This window comes from Pseudomonas sp. CAM1A (assembly GCF_047501685.1).
Taxonomy (GTDB): Bacteria; Pseudomonadota; Gammaproteobacteria; order Pseudomonadales; family Pseudomonadaceae; genus Aquipseudomonas.
The window spans coordinates 907,152-930,880 of record NZ_JBFNXP010000003.1 but is presented as its reverse complement, the minus strand read 5'-3'; the positions used below and the strand labels follow the sequence as shown (position 1 = coordinate 930,880).

Sequence of the window (23,729 nt, the reverse complement as noted above, 5' to 3'; positions counted from 1 at the left end):
AGGCTGCGCCTACAGCTCGAACCCGAGCATCACCGCGCACACCACCAGAAACACACAGAACATCGAGCGCAATACCTTTTCCGGCAACGCATGGGCCAGCTTCACCCCCCAGCTGATGCTCAGCAAGCCGCCCACCGCCAACGGAACACCGATGCTCCAGTCCACGCTCTGGTGCAGGCCGTAGGTCAGCAGGGTCACCGCGGTGCTCGGCGCCGCCAATGCCAGCGACAACCCCTGGGCCACAACCTGGGTGGTACCGAACACCGACGTCAGTATCGGCGTGGCCACCACCGCGCCGCCCACGCCGAACAGCCCGCCCATGGTCCCGGCGAAGCTGCCCAGCACACCGAGCCAAGGCCAGGGGTAGCGCAGCTGGTTGCTCGGCGGCTTCACCGGCAGGAACATGCGCGCCACGTTCCACAGCGCCAGGGCCACCAGGAAACCGACGAAATACAGGCGCATCGCCTGGGCATCGATGCCCACTGCCCAGATCGACCCCAGCCAGGCGAACAAGAAGCTGCACAACGACAGCGGCACGGCGTGGCGCAACTCGATGCGGTTGCGCTGGTGATAGCGCCACAGCGCCAGCAGCACGTTGGGCACCACCATCACCAGCGCCGTGCCCTGGGCCAGTTGCTGGTCGAGGCCGAACAGCACCCCCAGCGCCGGAATCGCGATCAGCCCGCCACCAATCCCGAACAAGCCACCCAAGGTGCCCAGGGCTGCGCCCAAAACGATGTACATCAACCACTCGATCATTCGCGCCTCATCCGCCTGCTTTCAGAGAATGCCGGCATGCTACCCAGTCACGGCTGGCGGGGAAACGCACAGCAGCGCACAATGGCTTTGCGTAATCCGCATAAGCAGAACCCACATGAGCCCCGATATCCTTACCGAACAACTGAGTCTGTTCCTCGATGTGCTGGAGACCGGCAGCTTCTCCGCCGCCGCCCGTCGCCATCCGCTCACGCCTTCGGCCGTGGCCAGGCGCATCGACAACCTGGAAAACGCGGTGGGCAGCCGCCTGTTCTCGCGCAGCACCCACGCGGTGCGCGCCACGCCGGCCGGCAATGCGTTCGCCGAACGGGCCCGGCGCATCATCGAGGAACTGCGCCTGGCCCGGGCCGAGGCGGTATCGCTGAGCAACGCTCCCGAAGGGCTGATCCGCATCGACGCCCCGGCCGCTTTCGGCCGGCGCCACCTCGCGCCGGCCATCGCCGACTTCCTGGTGGCCTACCCCGGTCTCGACGTGCAACTGCGTCTGATCGACAGTTTCGTCGACCTGCACGGCAGCCACTTGGGCGAGGTCGACCTGGTGCTGCGCGCAGGCCCCCTGGCCGATACCCGGCTGGTGGCCACGCCACTGGCGTATATGGTGCGGATCGCCTGCGCCAGCCCGGCTTACCTGGCCAATCGCGGCGTACCGGCCTGCCCGAGCGAGTTGCCTGGGCATGACGGCCTCGACTGGGACGGCCTGGCGCCGCCGTTCGCCTGGCGCTTCGAGGTCGGCGGCCAGACCCGCCTGTACCGCCCGACACGCATGCGCATGGCCGCCAACAATGCCGAGACGCTGCTGTTCGGTGCCTTGGCCGGGCTGGGCGTCGCCCACCTGCCGACCTGGCTGGTCAGCGACTACCTGCTGCGCGGCGAACTGCTCCCGCTGTTCTGCGACAACGGCCTGCCGGCCCCCGAAACCAGCGGGATTTATGCACTGCGCCTTGAACATGAAACGAACTCTCGCAGCCGCTTGCTGCTCGAATTCCTCAAGAGCCGTTTCAGCCCGGTGCCGCCCTGGGACCTGGCGCTGAGAAGCGAGCTGCGCTGGCAATGAGCGCACCAAGCTTTGGCGTGCTAGATTTTATTACTCACCGATTCCAAGGACCTGCATGAACGCCGACACCCAAGCCCCCTGCGACGCGCTGCTGCTGGACAACCAGGTCTGCTTCGCCCTGCACTCGACCTCGTTGCTGATGACCAAGGTCTACAAGCCCCTGCTGCAGGCCCTGGGCCTGACCTACCCGCAGTACCTGGCCATGCTCGTGCTGTGGGAGCAGGACGGCCTGACCGTGGGCGAGATCAGCCAGCGCCTGCTCACCGACCCCGGCTCGCTGACCCCGCTGCTCAAGCGCCTGGAAAGCGAAGGCCTGCTCAAGCGCAGCCGCAGCCGCGAGGACGAACGGGTAGTGCTGGTGCAGCTGACCGACAAGGGCCGCGCCCTGCAGGCCGAAGCCCAGCGCGTGCCGCAATGCATCCTGCAGGCCAGCGGCCACAGCGCCGAGCAATTGCGCAAACTGCAGGCCGAACTGCTCGCCCTGCGCGCGCAGCTGCAAGAAAACCTCTGACGGCTAAGCTGTGAGATGGCTGTTCGGATGAATGGTCGAATATTTAACTTGCGCACTAAATAATTGCGCGCTAAATTAATCCCATACCCACTCAGCGCCGACGGCGCACAGCACCCAAGCGAGGCTCAAGATGCAAAAGGTCACTCCGCTGTACATCGCAGAAGCCACTTCCACCGGTGGTCGTGATGGCAAATCCCGCTCCAGCGACGGCAAGCTGGAAGTCAAGCTGAGCACTCCGAAAGAGCTGGGCGGCGCCGGGGGTGAAGGCACCAACCCCGAGCAGATGTTCGCCGCGGGTTACTCGGCCTGTTTCATCGGCGCGCTGAAGTTCGTCGCCGGCCAGGAGAAAAAAGCCCTGCCAGCGGACGCCTCGATCACCGCCAAGGTCGGCATCGGCCAGATCCCTGGCGGTTTCGGCCTGGACATCGATCTGCACATCAACCTGCCTGGCCTGGCCCAGGCCGACGCCGAAGGGCTGGTGGAGAAGGCGCACAAGGTCTGCCCGTACTCCAACGCCACCCGCGGCAATGTGGATGTGCGGTTGCATGTGACTGTCTGAGGACGCCATCGCGGGGCAAGCCCCGCGATGAAGGCGGCACGGTTTCACAGGCACAAAAAAACCCGGCCAAGGCCGGGTTTTTCGTGCTCATCGCAAGAAGGATTACTTCTTGGAACGGCCCTTGAAGCTGTTGTCGCGAGTGTCGATGTCGATCCACTCGTCGATCTGGATGAAGTCGGCAACCGAGATCTCGGTACCGTTCTTCAGCTTGGCAGGCTTCATGACCTTGCCCGAGGTGTCGCCACGCGCGGCGTTCTCGGTGTAGACAACCTGGCGGCTGATGGTGGTCGGCAGTTCTACCGATACCAGGCGGCCTTCGAAGAAGACGGCTTCGCAGATGTCTTCCATGCCTTCTTCGATGTACGGCAGAACGGCGTCGATGTCTTCGGCGTTCAGTTCGTACATGGTGTAGTCGGTGGTGTCCATGAAGGTGTACGAGTCACCGCTGATGAACGACAGGGTCGCTTCTTTGCGATCCAGGATCACGTCGTCCAGCTTGTCGTCCGCACCGTATACGGTTTCGGTCTTGTAGCCGGTCAGCAGGTTCTTCAGCTTGGTCTTCATGATCGCGCTGTTACGGCCCGACTTGGTGAACTCAGCTTTCTGAACCAGCCACGGGTCGTTGTCGATCCGCAGTACGGTACCGGGTTTCAGTTCTTTACCAGTTTTCATTACGAAGTATCCGAATCTGGATGGATTTATAAAAATCGAGGCCGCGTATCATAGCGAATTTCGGTAAAACTGTACCAGTCTCGTGGCAAGGTCCGGCCGAGCGGCCTGCGTGGCCTGCCACTGGCGGGCATGTTCGCGCACTTCCTCCCAGTGTGGCTGCAGCGCCTGCCAGGCCTGGCCCATCGGGCGATCCATGTTCCAGGCGCGCCACAGTTCAGCCAGCGCCTGCCCGGCGGCGGCCGACAGCCCATGGCGATAAAGGGCGAGGAATGCCTCGAGCTTTTCCCAGTGGGCGTTCTCTTCCTGGATGTAGATGTGCCACAGCATCGGCACGCCAGCCCATTGCGCCCGCACGAACGAGTCCTCGCCGCGCACGGCGTTGAAATCGCAGCTCCACAGCAGCCGGTCGTAGTCGTCCTGGCTGACGAAAGGCAGCACCTGGACGGTCAAGGCGCCGCGCCGATGCAGCGCCCCCACGGCCAGGTCCGCCTCGCCCAGCCAGTGGCCGAGGTCTCCCAGGATGCGCCCCTGTGGTACCAGCAGGTGGGTGGGGTGCACATCGGCGGCCAGCACATCGAGCCAATCGCCCAGTTGCGGGTTCTCGTAGGCGAACAGCGAGATCAGTCGCGCCCCTTCCCCAGGCTGCACGCCCAGGCCCGCCAGGAAATCCGCCCGCTCGCCGGGCGACTGCTGGAACGCCTGGCAACGCGGCAGCAAGGTGGCTTCACGCAGCAACCCACCGGTCTTCTCGGTGAAGCCCGGGAAGAAGAAGAACTTGCGCAGCCCATTGGCCTGGGGCGAGGGCAAGCCATGGCAACCCTCCACCCAGTCTTCGGCGCTGAGGTAGTCCAGGTTCAGCCACAAGGGCGGCGTGGCCTGCTCGCACATGGCCTCGACATAGGTCTGCGGCAGTTGGCAGGCGAAGGCGCCCACCACCACCTGCGCCGGCTCCGCGCCTTGCCACGCGGCCGGCCAGTGGCGCACCTCGACCCCCTGCCGCCACTGCTGCTCGGCGTGGCTGTCGGCCTCTGGGCACAGGCGTGCGAAGGCTTGCAGGTCATCCACCCACAGGCGCACGGCCAGGTCATGCTCGCTCGCCAACTGGCGCGCCAGGCGCCAGGTGACGCCGATATCGCCATAGTTGTCGACGACCGTGCAGAAGATGTCCCAGGTGGTTTTCATCGCCACGTTCCGTTACCTGCGGAAAAAAGACCGCGGATTTTGCTGAAAAATGCCGGCCAACAAAAGCACGGCGCTGAAAATACCTGGCGCGGCATGCGAGAATGGCGCCCTTGCCCCGCCTGCCAGGAGGCCACCATGCCCCGCCCCCGCGAATTGAAGATCACCCTGAATCCGGTACAACTGGTGCTGTGCGTCGCCCTCGGCCTGTGGCTCGGCGCATTGGCGATCGCCGTGAGCCTGTGGCTGGCCCTGCACTTGTGGCCACAGCAGGTGCAACCGCTGGTCGAGGCCACCGTCCCCGCCGTGGTCCAGCCTGCACCTGCCGCCGCGCCGGCACAACCGGCCGACGCCCAGGCGCAGATGTTCGAACACTACAAGGACATCCTGCACAAGCAGGAATTGCAGCAGGCCGCCGAAGCCGCCCAGGGCAACCCGCGCAACCTGAACAGCCCCAAGTGCCAGTTCTGGTTGCAGCAGAACCGCACCGCGCCGACCGACAAGAGCCAGGCCAACGTGCTGGAGTTCTGCTACTGACCATGGACAAGGCCACCCTGCTGCAGCGCATCGTCACCACCCTCGAGCACGACATGGAGGTGCTGCGCCGCGCCGCCCAGACCGCCTACGAGGCCGCAACCGCCGAAGAAAACATCGCCGAGAACAAGTACGACACCTTGGGGCTCGAGGCTTCGTACCTGGCCACCGGGCAGGCGCGGCGCACCGCCGAGATCCGCCAGGCGCTGCAGACCTACCAGCAACTGGTGCCGCGCAACTACGACCCGGCGCGGGGGATCCAGGTCGGCTGTCTGGTGACCCTGGAGGATGAACAGGGCCAACGGCGCAGGCTGTTTCTCGGCCCCGAGGGTGCCGGCTTGAAGATTGGTGAGGCAGAGGCGCTGGTGACGGTGATCACACCTCGCGCACCGCTAGGCCAGCAACTGCTTGGCAAGCACGTGGATGACGAAGTACGCCTGGTGCTGGCTGGGGTGGCGCAGGTGCAGTTGATCATCGATATCGTCTGATCGGGTTCTATCACTGCAAGGCATCGAAGCGCTTTGCCAGTCCCTGCTCGGCAAACTGCTCCACCACGAAATCGATGAAGGCGCGGGTCTTGCCCGGCAACAGCTTGCGCTCGGCGTAGTACAGGCTGATGTGCCCATCGTCGACGTACCAGTCCGGCAGCACCCGGCACAGGCGGCCTGAGGTCAGGTAAGGCAATGCGAAAGGCAGGCTGACCAGGGCGATGCCCAGCCCTTGTTCGGCCACCGCGCAGGCGGCGTCCGAATCGCTCATGGTCAGGCGCTGGGGCAGTTGCAGCGGCTGTTGCTCCTGCCAGCGGCTGGTCAGCGGCCAGCTGCGTACCCTGCCGGTCTGCGGCGAGCGGATGAGGATGCCGGCACAAGCCTGCAACTGTTCCGGCCGGTCAATAGGCCTGTGCTGCCGCACATAGCCCGGCGAGGCCACCAGTACCCGGTGCGCGGGCGTCAGCTTGCGTGCCACCACCCCGGGCGGCAGGTCGAAACCGCCGCCGAGGGCGGCGTCGAAGCCCTGGCCAATCAGGTCGACCTGGCGGTTGTCGAAATGCCAATCCGCCGTCACCGCCGGATAGCGGGCAAGGAACTCGCCCAGCAGCGGCAACACGTACAGGCGCCCGAACACCGTGCCCATGCTGACCCGCAGCACGCCCGAAGGATGGCCCTCACTGTTGGCGAGGTTGGCCACGGCGTACTGGATGGTGCGAAAGCTCTCGCTCACCTCGGCCAGAAAACGCTGCCCGGCCTCGGTCAGGGTCAGTTTGCGGGTGCTGCGCAGGAACAGGCGCACGCCAAGCCGTGCCTCCAGCTGGGCGACGTTCTTGCCCACTGCCGCCGGGGTGAGCGAAAGGCGTCTGGCGGCTTCGGCAAAGCTGCCGACTTCGGCGCTGCGAATGAAGCATTCCAGGCTGCTGAAGGACTCCATCACGGCCATTATCAACTCCTGGTTTATTCTGAGTAACTCGATTGCCATCTTATCAACAGCTAATCGAGCGCGGATACTGCGTCCATCCCAAGGCATCCGGCCTTGCTTCACTGCAGGAGATCAGCATGTCCCAAGCACTTCCCCTCACCGGCAAGGTGGCCCTGGTCCAGGGCGGTTCCCGCGGTATTGGCGCGGCCATCGTCCGGCGCCTGGCCCGCGACGGCGCCAAGGTCGCCTTCACCTATGTCAGCTCGAGCGCCAGCGCCGAGGCCCTGGCGGGTGAAATCAACAATGCCGACGGCCAGGCCCTGGCCCTGCGCGCCGACAGCGCCGACATCCAGGCCGTGCAACAGGCCGTGGCCGACACCGCAAAGGCCTTCGGCGGCCTCGATATCCTGGTCAACAATGCCGGCGTGCTGGCGGTAGCGCCGGTGGCCGAGTTCGACCTGGCCGACTTCGATCGCCTGCTGGCAGTCAATGTGCGCAGCGTGTTCGTGGCCACCCAGGCGGCGGTGAAGCACATGGGCCAGGGCGGGCGGATCATCAACATCGGCAGCACCAACGCCGAGCGCATGCCATTCGCCGGCGGTGCGCCCTATGCCATGAGCAAGTCGGCGCTGGTCGGCCTGACCAAGGGCCTGGCACGGGACCTGGGGCCGCAGGGGATCACCGTCAACAATGTGCAGCCGGGGCCGGTGGACACCGACATGAACCCGGCCAGTGGCGAGTTCGCCGAGAGCCTGATCCCATTGATGGCCATCGGGCGCTACGGGCAGGCAGACGAGATCGCCAGCTTCGTCGCCTACCTGGCGGGGCCTGAGGCGGGGTACATCACCGGGGCGAGCCTGCTTGCCGATGGTGGGTTTGCGGCCTGAACGCACACCCTATCGCGGGGCAAGCCCGCTCCCACGGACCCAGCAACGTCCCGTGGGAGCGGGCTTGCCCCGCGATGGGTCAACGCGCACCGTGTGCCGGCAAACTCGCCTCCATGACCTGCAGAAACGCCCGCGCCGCTGGCGTCGGGCTGGGCGACCACACCGCATACAGATGCCGTACCGGTGCATCCACCAGCGGCACCATGACGACCTCCTGGAAGCCCCGAGCGATGCGCTCGGGGACCAGGCCCACGGCCATGCTCCGCTGCACGAATTTTTCCACCAGGCGAATATGGCCAATTTCGAATTGCACTCGATGCCGCAACCCGGCCGCCTGGAACGCCTCGTCAGTCTGCCGGCGTGCCCCGGTGCCCTCGGGAAAGTCCACCAGCACCTCGTCGGCCAGCTCGGCCAGGGCCAGCTGCGCCCTGCCCGCCAGCCGATGGCCGGGCGGCAGCACCGCCGCCAACGCCTCCCGCGCCAGCAGGCGATGCTGCACGCCCTGCAGCGCCTCGCCCTGCCACAGGCCGATGAAGCCCACGTCCAGGCGCCGTTCGCGGACGTCCGCCATCAACAACTCGCTCTTGGCGGTCAACCAGCGCACGTCCACATCCGGATAACGCTGGTGGAACACCGCCAGCAGATCGACCAGGTCCAGCGCGGTGAGCGAGCTGATCTCGCCGATCGACAGACGTCCACGCACCTGACCGCAAGCGGCCGCGACATCCTCGGCCACCCGCCGCGCCGCCGCCACCGCCGGCCGGGCGCTGAGCACGAAGGCCTCGCCGGCCGGGGTCAGGCGCACCCGCCGCGAGCTGCGCTCGAACAGGCTCACCCCCAACTGTGCCTCCAGCCGCGCCACCTGGTGGCTGAGAGCCGACTGCACTACATGGCAACGCTCGGCGGCACGGGTGAAACTGCCGGTGTCGGCCACGGCCAAGGCATATTCGAGCTGTTTGAGGTTCATCGATCTATCTGCTTTCAAGATGGATAAGTTGAAAACTATACATTGGTGTCATGCCAGACACTTCCTGATACTTGTCGCCACACAACCTTGCCTGCAACGAGACTGCCCATGAACTCCCCGACTCTGAGTCGCGCCCTGATCCTGCTGATGGCCACCGCCACCGGCCTGGCCGTGGCCAGCAACTACTACGCCCAACCGCTGCTGCACAGCATCGCCGAGCAGTTCGGCCTGAGCACCGCCAGCGCCGGCACCATCGTCATCGCCGCCCAGCTCAGCTACGGCGCCGGGCTGCTGTTGCTCGCGCCACTGGGCGATCTGTTCGAGCAGCGGCGGCTGATCGTCACCATGGTGCTGATCGCCACCGCCGGCCTGGTGATCAGCGCCTGCGCGCCAAGCCTGCCGTGGCTGTTGTTCGGCACGGCGCTGACCGGGCTGTTCTCGGTGGTAGCCCAGGTGCTGGTACCCATGGCCGCCGCGCTTAGTGCGCCGGAGCAACGCGGCCGCGCCGTGGGCACGCTGATGAGCGGCCTGCTGCTGGGCATCCTGCTGGCGCGCACCGCCGCAGGCTTCATGGCCGAGCTGGGCGGCTGGCGCAGCATCTACGTGCTCGCTGCGGTGCTGATGGCGATCAGTGCCCTCGCCCTGTACCGCAGCCTGCCGCAGCACCACAGCCACGCCGGCTTGAACTACCCGGCGCTGATCGGCTCGGTGTTCCGCCTGTTCGTCGAAGAGCCGGTGCTGCGCCTGCGTTCGCTGCTGGGCTTGCTGGCGTTCAGCCTGTTCGCGCTGTTCTGGACTCCGCTGGCGTTCCTGTTGAGCGAGGCGCCCTACCATTACTCCGACGCGGTGATCGGCCTGTTCGGCCTGGCCGGGGCGATCGGCGCGCTGGCGGCCAACTGGGCCGGGCGCCTGGCCGATCGCGGTAAAGGGCCGTTGGGGACCACGGTAGGGCTGGTGGCGCTGCTGCTGTCGTGGGTGCCGCTGGGGTTTGCGCAGAGCTCGCTGGTGGCATTGCTGGTGGGGGTGCTGCTGCTCGACCTGGCGGTGCAACTGGTGCACGTGAGCAACCAGAACGCGGTGATCGTGCTGCGCCCCGAGGCGCGCACGCGGCTCAATGCCGGGTACATCACCTGCTACTTCATTGGCGGGGCGTTGGGGTCACTGCTGGGCACGCAGCTGTTCGAGGTGCATGGCTGGGACGGGATCGTAGTGGCCGGGCTGGTGATCGGTGCCCTGGCGCTGCTGGTGTGGGGGCTGGCTGAACGCAAGCGGGGGAAGGCAGTGGTGCCAGCCTGAATGCTTTTCAGTGACTCGCCTACTAGCGTGGGAGCGGGCTTGCCCCGCGATCACCGGCAAAGCCGGTGCCATATCTCGCATCGCGGGGCAAGCCCGCTCCCACGCTGGTAGGCGATCAGGGCATCAACCGGATTTGGCGTCGATGAACGCTTCGTCCACCCGCGCCAGCTGGGTCTCGCTCAACACCCCGGCCTGGTAATGCAGCTTGATCCACGCCAGCAGGTAGTCGTAACGCGCCTGGGCCAGGTCGCGGCGGGTGGTGGCCAATTGCTGTTCGGCGTTGAGCACGTCCAGATTGACGCGCTCGCCGCCTTGCACGCTTTTGCGTGTGGACACCACCAGCGCCTCGGCCGCCACCAGCGCCCGCTGGTAGGCACGCAACTGGCTGGCGCCGGACTGGCAGGCGTTGTACTGCTTGCGCAGCTCGATCAAGGCACCGCGGGTATTGCCGTCGAGCTCGTACTCGGCCTGCTCCAGGTGCCGGCTGGCCTGGCGGGTCGAGGCCAACACGCCGCCCCCGGCGAAGATCGGCACGCTGACTTCGATGCCCACGGTGTTGGTGTCGTAGCGCTGGTTGTAGGTGTTGCCGCTGTCCGACTCCTGGCGCCGTGAGGTGGCGAACGCGGTGACCTTGGGCAGGTGCCCGGCACGGTTGCGCTCGACTTCGTAGCGCGCCACTTCCAGGGCCTGTCGCGATGACGCCAGTTGCGGGTTGTTGGCCAGGGCACGCTCCTGCCAGGCCTCATAGCCGCTGGGGTCAACCACTGGCAAGGCAAAACCCAGACGCAGCGGCGCCAGGTCTTCAACCCGCACCGCCGGCTCGCCGATCAGCGCGCCCAGTTCGCGCAGCGCGGCATCCTGCTCATTGCGTGCCTTGATCTCCTCGGCATCGGCCAGCTCATAGCGGGCCTGGGCCTCGAGGATGTCAGTGCGCGTGCCTTCACCGGCGTCGAACAGGCGCTGGTTCTGCTGGAACTGCTGGCGGTAGGCCTGCTTGCTGGCGACGCTGATGGCGATCTGGTCCTGGGCGAACAGCGCCTGGGTGTAGCTGGTCATCACCCGCACCAGCAACTGCTGGCTCTGGTCGCGGAAGCTCTCATCGGCGAACAGCGCCTGGGCCACGCCCTTGCGATAGCTCGAATAGGCTTCGTAGTCGAACAGCGGCTGCTGGAGGATGAAGGTCGAGCCCATGCTGTTGTAGTTGCGGTCTTCCTTCTGCCGGCGCGAATCGCCGAGGTAGCGCACCTCGGAATCGTTGCGACCCTTGTTGTAACTGTACGACAGGCTGGGCAGCAGGCCGGCGCGGCCGATGGCACGGTATTCCTGGCCGGCTTCGCGGGCCTTGAACGCTGCGAGGTAGGTCGGGTCGCGGCGCAGGGCCTGCTCGTATACCTGGAACGGCCCCATGGCGGCCTGGGCGGCGGTCGGCAGCCAGGCGCAGGCCAGCAGCAGCCCGATCAGTGGGAACTTCTTCACTGGCGGTCCTTATTGTTCGGTCAAGGCGGTGCCTGCACGGTCGAGCAGGGGTTTGAACAGGTAGTTGAGCAGCGAGCGCTCGCCGGTGCGCACGAACAGCTCGGCGGGCATCCCCGGGCGTATGGCCAGGCCTTCGAGACGCGCCAGCGCCTCTTCGCTGACGGTGCTGCGCAGCACGTAGTACGGCTGGCCGCTGCGCTCGTCGATCAGCTGGTCGGCTGACACCAGCGCCACCTCCCCGGTGACCCGTGGCGTGCGGTTCTGGTTGAAGGCGGTGAACAGGATGTCCACCGGCAACTGCGGTGCCACCTTGTCCACCAGGTTCACCGGCAGACGCCCTTCCACTTCCAGCGCGGTGCCCTGAGGCACGATCTCCAGCAGGGTATCGCCGGCCCGCACCACGGCGCCTTCGGTGTGCACGCCAAGGTTCACCGCGATGCCGTCGGCCGGGGCGATGATCTCGCTGTGCTGCAGCTCGAAGTGGGCGGAGTTGAGCTGCTGCTCCAGGGTTGCGGCCTTGACCTGGGCTTCGGCCAGCTGGCTGCGCACCTCTTTCTGGTACTCCTCGCGGCGCTGCTGCAAGTTGAGCCGGGCTTCGACGATCACCTGCTCCAGACGCGCGCTTTCGCCGGCGTTCTGCGCCAGGTCGCGCTGCACCTGCGACAGCTGGCGCTGGTACTCCAGCACGCGGTTGCGCGGGATATAGCCCTCGCCGGCCAACGGGCGCAGGCTGTCGAGCTGCTCGCGCAACGAGTCGGCCTGGGCCTGCAGGTCACCGCGCGCCCGGCGCATGCCGGTCAGCTGCGCCTGGGAGCCGTCGATGCTGGCGGCCAGGGCGCCTTGCTCGCGGGCCTGGGCCTGGCGGCGGCTGTCGAACAGCTGGCGCTGGCCTTCGAGGATCAGCGCCAGGCGGGCGTCGGCATCTTCGAGCAGCTCTGCGGGAAACTGCACCTGGCCGAGGTTGTCGCGTTCGCTCTGCCAGCGCGCCAGGGCGGCGCGGGTCATGCGGTACTGGGCCTGCAGCGCATCGACGTCGGCCTGCACCTGGGTGCGGTCGAGGCGGAACAGCGGCTCGCCCTGGCGCACCAGCTGGCCTTCGCTGACCAGGATGCGGCTGACCACGCCCGCGCCCATGGACTGCACCGCCTTGCGTTTGCCCGACACCACCACGGTGCCCTGCACCGGCACACCCTGGTCGAGCGGGGCGAGGCTGGCCCAGGCCATGAAACCGCCGAAACCGACCAGGGTCAGCCACCACCCCAGACGAACATGGAAACGTGCATCACGGGTGTGCTGGCTCATGCGCCACCTCCGGCTTGCAGGGGTCGTTGCGCCGGGGCCTGGCCCATGGCGTGGAGGATGTCGCGGGCCGGGCCGAAGCCCTGCATGCGCCCTTCGTTCATCACCAGCAGCTTGTCGGCCTGGGCCAGCGCCGCGCTGCGGTGGGTCACCAGCACCACGGTGCGGCCCTGGGCCTTGAGCTGGACGATGGCGTTGGCCAGCGCGGCCTCACCGTGGCTGTCGAGGTTGGAGTTGGGTTCGTCGAGCACGATCAGCCGGGCGTCGCCGTACAGGGCGCGGGCCAGGGCAATGCGCTGCTTCTGGCCGCCGGAGAGATCGACGCCCTCCTCACCCAGGCGCGTGTCGTAGCCCTGGGGCAGGCGCAGGATCAGGTCATGCACACCCGCCAGGCGCGCCGCCTCGACCACCTTGATGCCGTCCAGCTCGCCAAACCGGGCGATGTTCTCGGCGATGCTGCCGCGCAGCAATTCGATGTTCTGCGGCAGGTAGCCGATGTGCGGGCCCAGCGCGTCGCGGTCCCATTGGCTGAGCTCGGCGCCATCGAGGCGCACATGGCCGCCGAGGGTCGGCCAGACGCCGACCAGCACCTTGGCCAAGGTCGACTTGCCCGACCCCGAAGCCCCCAGCACGCCGAGCAGCTCGCCCGGCGCCAAGGAGAAGTTCACCTGTTGCAGGGTGGCCAGGTTGCGCCCGGGCGGGCCGGCACTGACCTGCTCCACCGCCAGTTGCCCGGTGGGCACCGGCAAGGGCATCGGCGTTGGCGGCTCGGGGTGTTCGCGCAGCAGGCCGTCCAGACGTTGGTAGGCCAGTTGCGCGCCGCTCCATTGCTTCCACACCGCAATCAACTGGTCGATCGGCGCCAGCACCCGGCCCATGAGAATGGAGCCGGCGATCATCATGCCCGGGGTCATCTGCCCCTCGATCACCAGCAGCGCGCCCAGCCCCAGTACCAGCGACTGTAGGCACAGGCGCAGGCCCTTGCTGGTGGCGGTGATCACTGCCGAGGTGTCGCTGGCCTTGTTCTGCAGATCGAGGAAACGCCCGTGCAACGTGTACCAACGCTGGCGCAGGGCACCGAGCATGCCCATGGCCTGGATGCTCTCGGCGCTTTGCAGCTGGCTGCCGGCCAGTTGCGTCGATTGCAGCTGGAAACCACTGGCCTCGGCCAGGGTGTCATGGGTCAGGCGCTCGTTGAGGATCGCCAGGGCGATCAGCAGCAACGCGCCGACCGTGGCCATCACGCCCAGCCAGACGTTGAAGGCGAAGATCACCGCCAGGTAGATGGGGAACCAGGGGGCATCGAAGAAGGCGAACAGCGCGGGGCCGGTGATGAACTGGCGCAGCTGGGTCAGGTCGCCCAGAGCCTGGCCGGCTGCACCGTCGCGCTGGCGCAGGTTGCGTTCGAAGGCGGCGCGATAGACTTTCAGGTTGAACGTCTTTTCCAACTGGTTGCCGACCCGAATGACAATGAAACTGCGTACCGCCTCGAGCCCGCCGATATAAACGAAGAAGCCGACCACCATAAGCGTCAGCACCCACAAAGTTGTCGTGCTCTGCGAACTCAGTACACGGTCGTACACTTGAAGCATATATATCGACGGCACCAGCATGAGCAAGTTGATCAATGCCGTGAAACAGCCGACGCTGATCAAGGTCGACTTATGTTCGCCGAGTGCCGCCCACAAAGGCGCCCCGGGCTTTTTGCTCGGTAGTTTCATGTTTCGCCCTTGTTTACCTGAAACTTTTCAAGTTCCAGGGTGGGGTTATTTGGCCTGGCGCTGGAGCACCAGTTGGGTACCGTCCGGACGGGTCCAGGCATAATGCCCGTCGTCACGGCTGAAGTGCACCACGCTGCTGCCATCCCCGCCCACCAGGGCCAAGGTGTCGGGGGTCACCAGCCAACTGCCGGGGCGCAGGCCCAGCAAGTCCCTGGCGCAATCCAGGTCGCCTTCGATTTCGCCTTCGCTGGCGCCCAGGTGCAGGTTGCAGGCTTGCGCCTGCTGCTGTTCGGGGTAAAGCGTCCAATCACCGGCCATTTGCGCGGCGTTGGGGAGTAACAGGCTGCTCGCCATACCTACCTCGGTCATCGACATCAGGGTAATCGCGGCCAGCGCGATCGTTCGCAAGGTTGCTTTCATTCGTCTGCCTCGCCGACAAAAGGGCGACGCGCAAGCGCCGCCCCCTGTTGCATCAGACCACGATGTCGGTGACAGCGGCCTGGCCAACGGTGGTCACCAGGAAATCAGCCGAGGCGTTTCCGGTGAAGTCGATGGACAGGCTGCCCAGGTTGGTGGCCTGGTCATAGGTCAGCAGCGCCTCGCCGGCATGGCCGGTGAAGGCGTTGACGAACTGCAGCGGCAGCTTGTTCACGGCGAACGCGGAGATGGCCGACAGGTCGATCTTGTCCACGCCCGAGGTGAAGTCCATGATGCGGTCCGGCGCCGCCTTGGTGGAGTCGCTGACAGCCGCGAACACGAAGGTGTCCGAGCCGCTGCCGCCCCACAGCTGGTCGGCGCCGCCGCCGCCGTAGATGATGTCGTTGCCGGCACCACCCTTGAGCACGTTGGCCAGCGCATTGCCGATCAGCAGGTCGTTGCCCGAGCCGCCGATGGCGTTCTCGATGGTCACGCCCTTGGCGATGGACACGTTGCCGACCATGCCGCCGACGTCGGAGAACGACGCTTCGTTGAGGTTGATCTTCTGGTTCTGGGTGAAGCCCGAGAAGTCGAAGGTGTCGTTGCCTGCACCGTCCCACACCGAGAACACCAGCTTCGACGAGGCCGAGGTGGCCGAGTAGAAGTCGCGATCAGCGGTGGAGTTGAAGCCGTAGGTGGTGTCGCCGGCACGGGTGGCGTAGTTGGCGCCGTAGAGCTTCTGGATCGCCAGGATGTCGTCCATCAGCGGGGCCGAGGCGTAGTACTGCCCGCCGCCCTTGATGAAGTTCTGGCCGTTGTTGCTCTCGCTCCAGTAGCTCATGATGCTGTAGCCACGGGTGTCCTGGGCGTAGTCGGCGTCACGGTAGGTCGGGTTGCCCTCGCCGGCGTTGTAGTCGCCGGGGTGGGACAGGCCCAGTACGTGGCCGATTTCGTGGGTCAGGGTCTGGCGCCCGTAGTTGCCGGTGCCCGGGGTGATGTTGACCTGGTAGCCGCTGTTGATCAGGTACCAGGATTCACCTTTGTGCGAACCCGGGCCGTCGAACGGCAGGTAGGCGAACGCCGCGCCGCCGTTGCTGGCGCTGAAGTTGCCGTAGGTCATGTGGCCGTCGCCACCCGATGCCGCCTCGGTGAAGGTGACCTTGGCCACGTCCGCCCAGGACTGCATGGAGAGCTTGGCCTGTTGTTTCTGCAGGTCGCTGAACTGGCTGAACGAGCCCAGCCCGCGGCTGTAGAAATCAGACGGTGCCTTGGTCAGGAAGGTGTAGGTGAGGCTGATCGTGCCGTCCTTGTTCAGGTCCTTCCAGGCTGCGCCATCACGCAGGAGGTGGTCGGCGGCCTGGTCGACCGTGAAGGACTTCTTGCCATTGATGTTCGCGCCGCCGCGATCGTACTGGTGGGCAAAGCTATCGATCAGGCCGAAGGACGAACTTGGCCCTTTCGGCTGCAGTGCGGAAACGGCCGATGCAATAGCGTTTTCTTTGACTTTCGACATGCAGGTTACTTCCTTGTTTACAAAAAAGCAGTTGATGTCAGACAGGATTCTCCCACCTGGCGAGAACTTCCTGTCACTCGCCTTTATGAGGCGCAAAAAAACTGACACATAATGAAACTTGATGTCCAGCGTTTTTTGACGTCATTTTTTCGTTTTCGAAAACTCAACTGCGTCGCACTTATTTGCGCAAACTGCGATGGATCAATGGCGCCAGCTGCAAGCATTAGTTCTAATCATGACCCCAGGACTTTATAGACGACGATTCGAAGTTTACTTTCGAAAATGCGACTTGTGCCTGTGGTTTGCCATCAACGCTTCGTTTAGGCGCTTTACTACGCGACAACCTGCCGCACGACCCTCCGTCGCCTCGGCGTTGACTTGCCAGCGTGCGGAGCGCTCAGTAGGCGTTGGTCAAAGGCCCCCTTCCTGACAGGACGACACAATGACAAGACTCACGGTGCAATCCGGCGATTTCTTGCAAGGTGAAGGCGAGTATCGCAATGGAGCGCTCACTCTCAAGACCCCGCGCAGCCCCTCGCCCGGCGAGCGCATTTCGCTGGCGCGGATCAAGGACCTGAAGCTGGCCAACCTCGAGTCGACCCGCAGCCTGGGCACCGCCCTGGGCTGGGGGGTGGCCGGCGCCCTGGTGGCCGGCCCGGTCGGCCTGCTCGCCGGCCTGCTGCTGGGCGGCAAGGAGGAGGAAGTCACCTTCCTCGCCACCTTCAAGGATGGCCGCAAGCTGTTGGCCATCACCGATGGCAAGACCTGGTCGAAGATCGACGACAGCTGGCGCCGGCATCAACGGCCGGCGGCGGCCTGAATCGCACCCCGCTTCGTTCGTATTGACTGTACTGGCCTCATCGCCGGCAAGCCGGCTCCCGCAGGAAACACGCATGCCTCTGCATTGCGCGGTATCGGTGGGGGCGGCGGCGCGCCGGATCCCACGTCTGCATCCCTGAAAGGCTCGGCGGCCTGCTACCATGGCGCCCTTTTGCCTGCCCGACAGCTGCCGAGCGATAACGGCGCGTCCGCTTTTCAAGGAGCCTTGCATGACCCCGCTTCGCCCCCGCCTGCCCTTGGGCCTGCTCGGCCTGGGCCTTGCCCTGCACAGTGGCCATGGCCTTGCCGACGACAGTGTGGCCCTGGCCCCCGTACGCATCTCGGATGTTCAGGACAGCGGCTACCAGGCCCGCGAAGCCCAGGTCGGCGGCCTGCACAGCGCGCCGCTGCTCGACACCCCCGCCTCGGTCAGCGTGTTCAGCCGCCAGCTGCTGGACGACCGCCAGGTGCGCAAGCTGAGCGAGGTCTTGCAAAGCGATGCCTCGGTGGGCGAAAGCTATGCGCCGATCGGCTACTACGAGAACTTCAACGTGCGCGGCTTCGAGCTGAACGCCGCCAGCAGCTACCGGGTCAACGGCCAGACCATCGCCGGCGAACAGAACGTGGCGCTGGAGAACAAGCAGCAGGTGGAGCTGCTCAAGGGGCTGTCCGGGTTGCAGAGCGGCGTGTCGGAGCCGGGCGGGCTGGTCAACTACGTGACCAAGCGCCCGGAGGATGTGCGCAGCATCAGCGTGTCGAGCAACGAACAGGGCGAGCGCTACCTGGCCACCGACCTGGGCGGCTGGCTTGGCGCCGAGCGCCAGCTGGGCCTGCGGGTGAACCTCGCCCATGAGGATATCCGCTCCTATGTCGACCATGCCGATGGCAAGCGCGACTTCGCCTCCCTGGCGTTCGACTGGCATATCAACCCGAATGCCGTGCTGGAGTTGGACGCCGAGTACCAGCATCGCGAGCAGTATTCTGTGCCAGGCTATCAACTGCTTGGCGGCAACCAACTGCCCCATGGCGTCGACCCCAAGGATCACCTGGCCTGGCAGTCCTGGGCCAAGCCCGTGCAGAACGACTCGCGGAACCTGGGCGGGCGCTTCAGGTACCAGTTCAACGACAACTGGAACGGCACCTTGAGTGCCTCGCGCAGCAAGGTAGTCATCGATGACTACAGCGCGTTTGCCTGGGGCTCGAGCGAAGGGTCCTACTTCGGCAGCAATGGCGACTACGACATCTACGATTTCCGCAGCCCTGACGATACCCGCCGCATCGACGAAGCCCAGGCCACACTCGACGGGCGCTTCGAAGCCCTGGGCGTGGGCCATGAGCTGACCGTCGGTACCAGCGCGCAACGCCGCACGCTCGATCAGCGGCCGGGCTACAACGAGTGGCGAGGCACGGGCAATATCCATACCGGTGCGCCAGCCGTGGAGCCGTCGGACAAGCCCATTGGAGAAAGTGAGCGCCGCTTGGACAGCCGCCAGTACGGCCTATTCTTCAGCGACCGCATCACCTTCAATGACAATTGGCAGACCGTGATCGGCGCCCGGGAAGTGCGTCTGGACGAAAAGACCTGGGACCAGTATGGCGTCGCCGGGCGCCATACCCGACAGTACCAACTGCTGCCCAACGCGGCGTTGATCTACAAGCCGCAGCCGGACACCACCCTCTACGCCAGTTATGCAAAAGGCTTGTCCTCCGGCGGCACCGCCCCCTGGTACGCCAGCAACGCGTTCGAGATCCTGGCCCCTACCCTGTCGCGCCAACTCGAAGTCGGCATCAAGCGCGACTGGCAGGGCATGAGCTTCAGCGCGGCCCTGTTCCAGATCCGCCAGGCCTACCAATATGCCCGTCCGGACGATTCCCCTGCGCCGACCTATGTGCAGTCGGGCCAGCAGAAGAACACCGGCCTGGAACTTGGCGCCAGCGGCTGGGTGACCTCCAACCTGCAGATCCAGGCCAGCGCTGCGGCGATCCGCGCCCGGGTACAGAACAGCGACACCGCCGCCTACGAAGGCCACCAGGCGATCAACGTGCCGCGCCTAAGAGCGGCGTTGCAGGCCGACTACGCCCTGCCCGTCCCCGGCCTGGCCCTGCTTGGCGGCGCCCGCTACAGCGCCAGCAAGTACGCCAGCCAGGCGGGCAATGTCGAAGTCGGCGGCTACACCGTGTTCGACATCGGCAGCCGCTACCGTACGAACATTGGCGGCTACGACACCGTGCTGCGCCTGACCGTGGACAACGTCTTCGACAAGCGCTACTGGCGCGACGTGGGCGACTACCTGGGCGACAACTACCTGTTCCAGGGGGCGCCGCGTACGGCACGGTTGTCTGCCTCAGTAAGTTTCTAAAGGGGCTGCTTCGCAGCCCATCGCCGGCAAGCCGGCTCCCACAGGAGATCGCATTATCTTGTGGGAAGCCGGCTTGCCGGCGATGCGATCGCACAGGTAAAAACACAGCGACAAACAAAAAGCCCCCGAACCTTTCGATTCGGGGGCTTCTCGTAGAATGTGGCGGTGAAGAAGGGATTTGAACCCTTGATACGATTTCTCGTATACACACTTTCCAGGCGTGCTCCTTCGACCACTCGGACACTTCACCGTTTTCTCTTCAAGCTATTCAGCCTGTCGAGGCGCGCTAATTTAGTAGAAGAGCTTTTACTTGGCAAGCATTTTTTTCAGAATTTTCATGCGCTTAAGGCAATCGGCCAAAAACTCTGGCCAATCAGGGCAATGCTGCCATTGTACCCAGCGCTTTTTCCCACCCGCTCAGTGCTGCCCAGATGGCGCAAGGCACGGCGGCGTGGCGCTGACCGACCAGTCAGCCTTGGTGCTTTACCTGGCCGGCGCCGCTGGGTAACGTCGTCGCCACGCCATCCAAAGGACTCTGCCATGAGCGAGCTGATTACCTACCACGCCGAAGACGGCATCGCCACCCTGACCCTGAACAACGGCAAGGTCAATGCCATCTCCCCGGATGTGATCAAAGCCTTCAACGCCGCGCTCGATCGCGCCGTCGAGGAACGCGCGGTGGTGATCATCACCGGCCAGCCGGGCATCCTCTCCGGCGGCTACGACCTCAAGGTGATGACCGCCGGCCCCAAGGAGGCCGTTGGCCTGGTCACCGCCGGCTCCACCCTGGCCCGACGCCTGCTGTCGCACCCCTTCCCGGTGGTCGTCGCCTGCCCCGGCAACGCCGTGGCCAAGGGCGCCTTCCTGCTGCTGTCGGGCGACTACCGCATCGGTGTCGAGGGCCCCTACAAGATCTGCCTGAACGAAGTGCAGATCGGCATGACCATGCACCACGCCGGTATCGAGCTCGCCCGTGACCGCCTCGGCCGTGCGGCGTTCCAGCGCTCGGTGAACAATGCCGAAGTGTTCGACCCGCAGGGTGCCCGGGAAGCCGGCTTCCTCGACAAGGTGGTGCCCGCCGAGCAACTGCACGAAGCCGCCCTGGCCGCGGCCCGTGAACTGAAGAAGCTGAACATGCTGGCGCACAAGAACACCAAGCTGAAGGTGCGCAAGGCGCTGCTGGAAGCGCTGGACGAAGCGATCCTGGCAGATCAGAACCACCTGGGCTGATCACTCACGGCTTTCCTCTATCGGCTTCGTGCGAGCGGGCTTGCCCCGCGATGGCGTCACCCTGGGTGATCGCATCGCGGGGCAAGCCCGCTCCCACGTGACCTCCTACGCCATAGCATCGTTTGCCCCCACCAGTGCACATCCGTACACTGCGCCGCGACTGTCCGGTGTGAGTCGTACCATGCTTTATATGCTCCGCATGCTCCTGTTGGCGCTGCACTTCCTGCTCGTGGGTGTCGTCGGCCTGGTGATCGGCCTGCTGCGCCCGTTCAACCCCGACAACAGCCGCCTGTTCGCCCGCCTGTACAGCGTGCCGGCCGCCTGGTTGCTGCGCATCAAGGTCAAGGCCGAGGTCGGCCCGCTGTGGGACCAGCCCCCCGGTTGCGTGATCATCGCCAACCACCAGTCCAACTATGACCTGTTCATCCTCGGCCAGGTGGTGCCCCGGCGCACCGTGGCCATCGGCAAGAAGAGCCTGGGCTGGATTCCGCTGTTCGGCCAGTTGTTCTGGCTGGGCGGCAATGTGCTGATCGATCGCAAGAACGCCTATCAGGCACGCAAGGCCATGCAGACCACCACCCGGACCCTGCGCGCCGATACCTCGATCTGGATCTTCCCCGAAGGCACGCGCAACCCCGGCGAGCAGTTGCTGGCGTTCAAGAAAGGCGCTTTCCACATGGCGATCGAAGCCGGCGTGCCGATCGTGCCGGTATGCGTCAGCCGCTATACCAAACGCCTGGGCCTGAACAGCTGGCGCCAGCGCACGGTGGTCATTCGCTCGCTGGCCCCCATCGCCACCGCCGGCCTGACCCAGCAAGACGTGCCCGCGCTGATCGAGCAATGCCGCAGCCAGATGCAGCATTGCATCGACCATATGGAAAGCGAAGTCACCGCGTCCTGACTTGCCCCGCACCGCTACACAGCCCAAGCTGTGTAGCGTGTTCAATCGAATAAGCGGACAACCATGGGTCGAGTCGTCGCGGCGGCGGTCTACAGCGCCGGCAGGAAGGTCACCAATATCAGCCTCGACGAGGGCGCCGAATGGGCGCGCAAGCCGGGGCACTTCGTGTGGATCGGCCTGGAAGAGCCCAACGCCGAGGAACTGGCCAACCTGCAGCGCCAGTTCGGCCTGCACGAGCTGGCCATCGAGGACGCCCTGGAGAAACACAGCCGGCCAAAGCTGGAAACCTTCGGCGACGCACTGTTCATCGTCACCTATTCGCCGGTACGGCACGAAGGCCGGCTTGAGTTCATCGAAACCCACATCTTCGCCGGCAACGGCTACATCATCACCTGCCGCAACGGCCACTCGAAGTCCTACGCCCTGGTGCGCCAGCGCTGCGAGGCGCGCCCGCTGCTGCTCGAGCATGGCGAGGACTTCGTGCTGTACGCCCTGCTGGACTTCGTCACCGAGAACTACCAGCCGGTCAGCGAGGCCATCCATGGCGAGATCGAGGAGCTGGAACAGAGCGTGCTCAGCAACTCGCTCAAGGAAGAAGACATCCAGCGCCTGCACAGCCTGCGCCGTGACATCCTGCGCCTGCGCCGCTACGTGGCGCCGATGGTGGAGGTCAGCGAGGAGCTGCAGCGCCTGAGCTTCCCGTTCATCGACAAGAACATGCGCCCGTACTTTCGCGACGTGCAGATCCACGTGACCCGGCAGATGGAGGATTTGGCCGGCATCCGCGACATCGCCAGCCAGACCATCGAGATCGGCATGCTGCTGGAGTCGTCACGGCAAAGCATCACCCAGCGCAAGTTCGCGGCCTGGGCGGCGATCCTGGCGTTTCCCACGGCGATTGCCGGGATCTACGGGATGAATTTCCAGAACATGCCGGAACTGGGCTGGCACTACGGCTACTTTGCCGTGCTGGGGGTGATCGGGCTGGGGTGCTCGGGGTTGTACTTCAGTTTCAAGCGGTCGGGCTGGTTGTAATGCCAAACAACGTGGGAGCGGCGGTTCGCCGCTGCGACTTGCCCCGCGATCACCGGCGAAGCCGGTACCATACAGCGCATCGCGGGGCAAGCCCGCTCCCACGCGACCTCAGTCAACGTGGATCTCAGATCACGCGACTACCGGGCTGCTGGACGAAGCGCAGCATCCACTCGCCCACCAGATCCCCCTGGTGCTCGGTAGCAAGGCTGGCAACCGCCTTGGCGTAGACTTCGTCGCCCAGCGAGGCCTGGCGCGCGTCGAGCAAGGCCCGGGAATAGTCGTGGACGAACTCCGGGTGGCCCTGGAAGCACAGCACCTGGTCACGGATATGGTAGGCGGCGTTGGGGCAGAAATCGCTCGAGGCAATCACCGTGGCCCCTTCAGGCAGCTGGGTGACCTGGTCCTGGTGGCTGATCAGCAGGGTCAGCTCGGACACCTGCGGGTCCATCCACGGCGCATGCGCCGCCAGACTGTAACGGTGGATACCCACGCCCCAACCCTTGTCGGCGCGCTCGGCCTTGCCACCGAGGGTCAATGCCAACAATTGGTGACCGAAACACACCCCCAGCAGCTTCTCGCCCCGCTCATACAGCTTGAGCAGGTACGCCTTGAGCGTCTGGATCCACGGATCGTCGCCGAACGAATCAGCCTTGCTGCCGGTCACCAGATAGGCATCAAAGGTTCGCTCGGCCGGCGGATAATCGCCGTTCATCACGTTGTACACATCAAACTCGGCGGCGATCGGCTGGCGTGAAAACAGCTGCTCGAACATCCTTCCGTAGCCCTGGTACTGCGCGATCAACTCCGGCCGCAGGACATCGGTTTCAAGGATGCAGATGCGTAACGACATAGCGGTAGTCCTGAACGACATGTGGGTGGGATTTGCTGTAAAGACTGACGCGAAAGGGGCGTACAAGCAAGTAGGATGTCCAGACGAACGGTAGGCCCTGTAACCCTCGGTAACCCTGGGCGCGCACTCGTCTAGCCCAAGTGTGCCAGCGGAGTGGCCAGTGGCCTTTAAGCATCGGGTAATTTGCATCAATTTGCTTAGAACAAAGGGTTCTGAATCAGGGATGACGTGGCCCCTACTGTTGGTTGTATATCCACAT

At 65.1% G+C, this 23,729-nt stretch carries 23 protein-coding genes and 1 tRNA gene; 12 read left to right on the top strand and 12 right to left on the bottom strand.

Annotated features, from left to right (window positions below):
• Positions 1 to 9 precede the first annotated feature (9 nt).
• Entirely contained in the window at positions 10 to 759 is a 750-nt protein-coding gene (locus ABZO33_RS12775) for a sulfite exporter TauE/SafE family protein (protein ID WP_414536312.1), read from the bottom strand.
• Between the two features lie 115 nt (positions 760 to 874).
• On the opposite strand from ABZO33_RS12775, the gene ABZO33_RS12770 reads away from it, so the two are divergent.
• The 3 genes from ABZO33_RS12770 (at position 875) to ABZO33_RS12760 (ending at position 2,901) form a co-directional block, all read left to right on the top strand.
• Positions 875 to 1,831 carry a LysR family transcriptional regulator gene (locus ABZO33_RS12770; protein WP_414536311.1) on the top strand — a complete coding sequence of 319 codons (957 nt, stop codon included), beginning with the start codon at positions 875 to 877 and terminating at the stop codon, positions 1,829 to 1,831.
• Between the two features lie 55 nt (positions 1,832 to 1,886).
• Entirely contained in the window at positions 1,887 to 2,342 is a 456-nt protein-coding gene (locus ABZO33_RS12765; RefSeq protein WP_414536310.1) for a MarR family winged helix-turn-helix transcriptional regulator, read from the top strand.
• 130 nt (positions 2,343 to 2,472) lie between these two features.
• The gene (locus ABZO33_RS12760) at positions 2,473 to 2,901 is read left to right on the top strand and encodes an organic hydroperoxide resistance protein (protein WP_011532840.1); all 429 of its coding nucleotides are present in this window, start codon (positions 2,473 to 2,475) and stop codon (positions 2,899 to 2,901) included.
• 102 nt (positions 2,902 to 3,003) lie between these two features.
• On the opposite strand, the gene efp is transcribed toward ABZO33_RS12760, so the two are convergent.
• Positions 3,004 to 3,573 carry an elongation factor P gene (efp, locus tag ABZO33_RS12755; RefSeq protein WP_060483780.1) on the bottom strand — a complete coding sequence of 190 codons (570 nt, stop codon included), beginning with the start codon at positions 3,571 to 3,573 and terminating at the stop codon, positions 3,004 to 3,006.
• Positions 3,574 to 3,621: 48 nt separating this feature from the next.
• Positions 3,622 to 4,755 carry an elongation factor P maturation arginine rhamnosyltransferase EarP gene (gene earP, locus ABZO33_RS12750; RefSeq protein WP_414536309.1) on the bottom strand — a complete coding sequence of 378 codons (1,134 nt, stop codon included), beginning with the start codon at positions 4,753 to 4,755 and terminating at the stop codon, positions 3,622 to 3,624.
• A gap of 135 nt (positions 4,756 to 4,890) precedes the next feature.
• Between earP and ABZO33_RS12745 the strand changes: the two genes are divergently transcribed.
• Complete coding sequence (locus ABZO33_RS12745) at positions 4,891 to 5,289, top strand: hypothetical protein (RefSeq protein ID WP_414536308.1); 399 nt, start codon at positions 4,891 to 4,893, stop codon at positions 5,287 to 5,289.
• 2 nt (positions 5,290 to 5,291) lie between these two features.
• Positions 5,292 to 5,774 carry a GreA/GreB family elongation factor gene (locus ABZO33_RS12740; RefSeq protein WP_414536307.1) on the top strand — a complete coding sequence of 161 codons (483 nt, stop codon included), beginning with the start codon at positions 5,292 to 5,294 and terminating at the stop codon, positions 5,772 to 5,774.
• 10 nt (positions 5,775 to 5,784) lie between these two features.
• Here the strand turns inward: ABZO33_RS12740 and ABZO33_RS12735 are convergent, their stop codons facing one another.
• A complete protein-coding gene (locus ABZO33_RS12735) occupies positions 5,785 to 6,711 on the bottom strand; it encodes a LysR substrate-binding domain-containing protein (RefSeq protein WP_414536349.1) in 927 nt (308 codons plus the stop codon).
• A gap of 125 nt (positions 6,712 to 6,836) precedes the next feature.
• Here ABZO33_RS12735 and ABZO33_RS12730 point away from each other — a divergent pair, with 125 nt between their 5' ends.
• Positions 6,837 to 7,586, top strand: coding sequence for a 3-oxoacyl-ACP reductase family protein (locus ABZO33_RS12730; protein ID WP_414536306.1), 750 nt, complete (start codon positions 6,837 to 6,839; stop codon positions 7,584 to 7,586).
• A 79-nt stretch (positions 7,587 to 7,665) separates the two neighbouring features.
• On the opposite strand, the gene ABZO33_RS12725 is transcribed toward ABZO33_RS12730, so the two are convergent.
• Positions 7,666 to 8,553 (bottom strand): LysR family transcriptional regulator, encoded by an 888-nt coding sequence (locus ABZO33_RS12725; protein WP_414536305.1) that lies wholly within the window; start codon positions 8,551 to 8,553, stop codon positions 7,666 to 7,668.
• A 108-nt stretch (positions 8,554 to 8,661) separates the two neighbouring features.
• On the opposite strand from ABZO33_RS12725, the gene ABZO33_RS12720 reads away from it, so the two are divergent.
• Positions 8,662 to 9,849 (top strand): MFS transporter, encoded by a 1,188-nt coding sequence (locus ABZO33_RS12720; RefSeq protein ID WP_414536304.1) that lies wholly within the window; start codon positions 8,662 to 8,664, stop codon positions 9,847 to 9,849.
• A 123-nt stretch (positions 9,850 to 9,972) separates the two neighbouring features.
• On the opposite strand, the gene ABZO33_RS12715 is transcribed toward ABZO33_RS12720, so the two are convergent.
• The 5 genes from ABZO33_RS12715 to ABZO33_RS12695 form a co-directional block, all read right to left on the bottom strand.
• Positions 9,973 to 11,325 carry a TolC family outer membrane protein gene (locus tag ABZO33_RS12715; RefSeq protein ID WP_414536303.1) on the bottom strand — a complete coding sequence of 451 codons (1,353 nt, stop codon included), beginning with the start codon at positions 11,323 to 11,325 and terminating at the stop codon, positions 9,973 to 9,975.
• Positions 11,326 to 11,334: 9 nt separating this feature from the next.
• Complete coding sequence (locus tag ABZO33_RS12710) at positions 11,335 to 12,627, bottom strand: HlyD family type I secretion periplasmic adaptor subunit (protein WP_414536302.1); 1,293 nt, start codon at positions 12,625 to 12,627, stop codon at positions 11,335 to 11,337.
• Entirely contained in the window at positions 12,624 to 14,345 is a 1,722-nt protein-coding gene (locus tag ABZO33_RS12705) for a type I secretion system permease/ATPase (RefSeq protein ID WP_414536301.1), read from the bottom strand. Before ABZO33_RS12705 ends, ABZO33_RS12710 begins: the two co-directional genes overlap by 4 nt.
• A 45-nt stretch (positions 14,346 to 14,390) precedes the next feature.
• On the bottom strand, positions 14,391 to 14,753 hold the full coding sequence (locus ABZO33_RS12700) for an AprI/Inh family metalloprotease inhibitor (protein WP_414536300.1): 363 nt from the start codon (positions 14,751 to 14,753) through the stop codon (positions 14,391 to 14,393).
• A gap of 64 nt (positions 14,754 to 14,817) precedes the next feature.
• Complete coding sequence (locus tag ABZO33_RS12695) at positions 14,818 to 16,275, bottom strand: serralysin family metalloprotease (RefSeq protein WP_414536299.1); 1,458 nt, start codon at positions 16,273 to 16,275, stop codon at positions 14,818 to 14,820.
• 442 nt (positions 16,276 to 16,717) lie between these two features.
• Here ABZO33_RS12695 and ABZO33_RS12690 point away from each other — a divergent pair, with 442 nt between their 5' ends.
• Positions 16,718 to 17,095: a hypothetical protein gene (locus ABZO33_RS12690; protein ID WP_046856576.1), complete on the top strand. Its 378-nt coding sequence runs from the start codon at positions 16,718 to 16,720 to the stop codon at positions 17,093 to 17,095.
• A gap of 229 nt (positions 17,096 to 17,324) precedes the next feature.
• Positions 17,325 to 19,454 (top strand): TonB-dependent siderophore receptor, encoded by a 2,130-nt coding sequence (locus ABZO33_RS12685; protein WP_414536298.1) that lies wholly within the window; start codon positions 17,325 to 17,327, stop codon positions 19,452 to 19,454.
• A 160-nt stretch (positions 19,455 to 19,614) separates the two neighbouring features.
• Here ABZO33_RS12685 and ABZO33_RS12680 read toward each other — a convergent pair.
• Positions 19,615 to 19,704, bottom strand: a tRNA-Ser gene (locus tag ABZO33_RS12680).
• A gap of 290 nt (positions 19,705 to 19,994) precedes the next feature.
• Between ABZO33_RS12680 and ABZO33_RS12675 the strand changes: the two genes are divergently transcribed.
• From ABZO33_RS12675 to ABZO33_RS12665, 3 genes are all read left to right on the top strand, one after another.
• Positions 19,995 to 20,684: a crotonase/enoyl-CoA hydratase family protein gene (locus ABZO33_RS12675; protein ID WP_414536297.1), complete on the top strand. Its 690-nt coding sequence runs from the start codon at positions 19,995 to 19,997 to the stop codon at positions 20,682 to 20,684.
• Positions 20,685 to 20,865: 181 nt separating this feature from the next.
• Positions 20,866 to 21,585: a lysophospholipid acyltransferase family protein gene (locus ABZO33_RS12670; RefSeq protein WP_414536296.1), complete on the top strand. Its 720-nt coding sequence runs from the start codon at positions 20,866 to 20,868 to the stop codon at positions 21,583 to 21,585.
• 63 nt (positions 21,586 to 21,648) lie between these two features.
• Complete coding sequence (locus tag ABZO33_RS12665) at positions 21,649 to 22,620, top strand: magnesium and cobalt transport protein CorA (protein WP_046856580.1); 972 nt, start codon at positions 21,649 to 21,651, stop codon at positions 22,618 to 22,620.
• 124 nt (positions 22,621 to 22,744) lie between these two features.
• Here the strand turns inward: ABZO33_RS12665 and ABZO33_RS12660 are convergent, their stop codons facing one another.
• Positions 22,745 to 23,470 (bottom strand): amidotransferase, encoded by a 726-nt coding sequence (locus ABZO33_RS12660; RefSeq protein ID WP_414536295.1) that lies wholly within the window; start codon positions 23,468 to 23,470, stop codon positions 22,745 to 22,747.
• Positions 23,471 to 23,729 lie beyond the last annotated feature (259 nt).